Genomic DNA, 3,204 nt, shown 5'->3' with positions numbered 1-3,204 from the left:
GATGATTTTCTTTTGGCTCCCAGTCAGTTTTAATACTAAGTACAGTCTGATTTATGGTATAATTATTGTACATTTTGATTATCCTTTCTATAGGGGATTGTTTTTAAAGGCACTGGCTGCAACCAGTGCTTTTTTATTTTTAATTATACCAAAAGAGCTTCACCAGAAAAATCATTACTTTCTCTGGTGAAGCTCTTTCACTTAGGGACTTATGGCACGGCCCCAAAATGATTTTTTTATTTCTAAATTAATTTTACAAACGATGTTAAAAAAAATCAAATTATCATTATAATTGATACTTTTTTTTAGTGTATTTTCCAAAGACTTAGCATTTTTCTTGATTTGACAATTAGGGATTTAAAATTATTTAATTTGGTAGCGTAATTCCACGAATTTTGAAGAAAGAGTCATATAGATTATTTGGCCAAGAATTTTCACCAAATTTTATATCTTCTAGTTGATAATTTACACTATATTTTGTTTGTGGATAGTATGAAAGAGGTGGAACCTGGATAATTTTCTTATCCTCATTAGCTTTTTTTGCGTTTCTTTCAATGTATGTGTATCTCATATTAATAGCTTTTGATGCTTTCAAGGAATCATAAAAACCATTTGGTAAAAGTACAAAACTGCTAATAAGGATACCAGTTATTGCTAACTGTTTAATATATGTTGTGCCCTTTCCTATAGTAAAATCATCGTCAGTTGGAGCCAAATTGAAAAGACCAATTAGTATGTAGATGATACCTCCAAAAAATGGCCTTCCACCGTCTTGCCCCATTGGAGAGAAAGAAAGTGCGTATATAATTGCGTAACCAGATAAAATCCATGTAATTCCATAAGCAAAAGATAATTTGGAATCCCTATGATTATAAGTCCATACCCCTAAAAGCACAGTCAGAAGTATCAAAGGAACATAAAAATGATTGATAGTAGAGTTGACTTGATAAAGCCCCCTAATGATTCTCATTATTAGAGGAGTGTCATAGTATTCTTTGCCCATCCCTGCTATCGTTCTTATCTTAGCCCCAGGTGCTAAGATAAGAACGATATAACCTATTACCAGAGAGGCCATTCCAATAATTTTGTAAATATTAATTTTTTTGTGTTTTTTGTAGTTATATACGGAATAAATTAATAAGAAAAGAATAGTACCACCCGATGTATTTTCACTACCTAATCCGGAAAGAAGTGCGAGTATAACAAAAATAAATACCTGTATACTTTTTGTTATTGGTTTACTAGTTTCCAAATAATTATCATTAGTATAAAGTGTGACAAATAATAAATTTATTGTAGTAACCCAAAGATAATTGCCGGCACCAGCTCTCCATAGAATAGTTTGCCCAAAAACTGGTATAGAAATCATTAAAGCAAGCAATACTGAAATATAGCCAAGGTTATTTATTGTTTTATGTTTTCTACCTACAGAGAGCATGTATACTAATACAGTAAGTAAAACAAACATAAAACCGTCTAGAATCGATACAATGATTTGATTTCCAGAAGCTAGAAATCTGAATAAAGTTTGACCGACTATTCTTCCATTCCAATTAAAATAGTCTACTTTTGTTTGTAATAACATCTGCCAGACATTTAAGTACCTGGCAGGTTCAAAGTCATCGTCCCAAAGGGGAGTTGAATAAATCCACAGTGACATAATAATACCTAATAAAATTTGTAAACCAAAGAATAAAAGCTTGTTTCTATTAATTTTTTTAAACATAATTTTTCCTTCCAAAAATATAAGAATATGGTATTTATAAAGTTAAAGATTAGTAATAATAACGCTAGTTAATGAGTAGAAGATATCATCCTTTTATTTTAATATGCAAGAATTGTTTGATCCATCTATTTATCAACCAATAAAGAGTGTAGAGATTTGCAGACATTCCACGAGTTGGAAACTTTTTAACAGTTGTATTAAGAGTCGCAGGTAAGTTATCACGATACTTGTGAATTAGTTGACGTAAATAGATATAGTAATGGTAGTCTTCAGATTTACCATCAGATGTATGCCAAATTCTAGCAGGAACCACATAATTTTTTTGGTTATTTAAATTTGCAACAATGCATTGTTCGACTGCATATAAATGCCAACCAGTTTGATTAGAAAATGGGTGTAATTCCCAGAATTTTTTTGTCATTATAAAAAAGCATTCATCCAGAGTTTGAACTTCTGTGGCATGAGAAAAATTAGAGTCACCAGCCTGTATCTTATCATTACCATGGATAATAGTAGATAAAAGAACACGGTTATTGTTTTTTAATTCACTCGGACTGCCAGCAATACCCATGACTCCAAATTCTTTCTGATCTTGAGCGAATTTGCAAATGTCAAAAAGAGAGTGCTCATCCAAGAACCTAATATCAGGATGACAAAAAATTAAAAATTCTCCTTTTGCTAGGTTTGCGGCATGATTATAAGCTGAGCGAGCAGAGGTGAATTCATTATTACAGTTATTAATTTTAATTAATTCGTAATCAACATCACGTTGCTGGGATAAACTAACACTAAACTCATCAAAAGTAGATTTATTATTAATTATAGTTATAATGGAATATTTTGGACTTTTCAATGTAACGCCTCTCATTTCTAGATGAATATAGACTTAACCCTCATAATTTTACTACAATTATCAATTTAAAGGAAGTTGAGGAAGCTTTGGAGATAAAGGGCCTTTCCTGAGATATGTAACTCAAAAATATGATGGAGAAATTATCATTATATTGATTTTGTAGAATTAAAGAAGAGATTAGTGAAAGCTAAGAACGGTTTTCACTAATCTCTTCTTTTAAACTGAAATGACTCAAAGTCTTATTTTTTTAGTAGCCGAATTTTTATTATTAAAGGATTTTTTTATCAGACCAATAATCGATTCTTGTACCTTCTCCAGTAGTAGCATCAGAAGAGTAGCGCATTACGATTTGAATTATATGGCCTTTTAGTTGTCTTAAAGTAGCTGAACTCAAAGGTATATCCTTAACAAATCCACTTTGGGCAGCATTATATACGTTAGCATATCCATTCTTAACAACATCTGTGCGACTAGTTGGAGTGTAGTTAACTCTGGTGATTTCCTTACCTGTAGTGCTATCAAAAATGATAAGATACGTGTATTTTAAAGCTGTTGATGCATCGGCAGCATGCCAGCCAGCAACATGCAGAGTATTATTGGCACCTAGCGAGAAACTATCAACATA

General features: G+C 31.6%; 3 protein-coding genes and 1 pseudogene. 1 reads left to right on the top strand and 3 read right to left on the bottom strand.

The window, feature by feature from the left end; all coding sequences use genetic code 11:
• A partial coding sequence (locus FC80_RS09665; protein ID WP_057829366.1) for a hypothetical protein occupies window positions 1–190 on the top strand: 190 nt, incomplete at its 5' end.
• 177 nt (window positions 191–367) lie between these two features.
• On the opposite strand, the gene FC80_RS06640 is transcribed toward FC80_RS09665, so the two are convergent.
• From FC80_RS06640 to FC80_RS09565, 3 genes and pseudogenes are all read right to left on the bottom strand, one after another.
• Complete coding sequence (locus FC80_RS06640; protein ID WP_057829365.1) at window positions 368–1,726, bottom strand: DUF3329 domain-containing protein; 1,359 nt, start codon at window positions 1,724–1,726, stop codon at window positions 368–370.
• Window positions 1,727–1,811: 85 nt separating this feature from the next.
• A complete protein-coding gene (locus FC80_RS06635) occupies window positions 1,812–2,579 on the bottom strand; it encodes a glycosyltransferase (protein ID WP_057829364.1) in 768 nt (255 codons plus the stop codon).
• A gap of 268 nt (window positions 2,580–2,847) precedes the next feature.
• Window positions 2,848–3,204: pseudogene (locus tag FC80_RS09565) on the bottom strand (hypothetical protein); the annotation flags it as partial.

Source organism: Liquorilactobacillus cacaonum DSM 21116, from assembly GCF_001436735.1.
Taxonomy (GTDB): domain Bacteria; phylum Bacillota; class Bacilli; order Lactobacillales; family Lactobacillaceae; genus Liquorilactobacillus; species Liquorilactobacillus cacaonum.
Note: the sequence above shows the minus strand (reverse complement) of the source record. Positions and strands in the feature narration are given on the sequence as shown.

Bases quoted from the DNA above. Each gene is read 5' to 3' on its own strand.
- FC80_RS06640 (WP_057829365.1), bottom strand. From the start codon at position 1,726: ATGTTTAAAAAAATTAATAGAAACAAGCTTTTATTCTTTGGTTTACAA.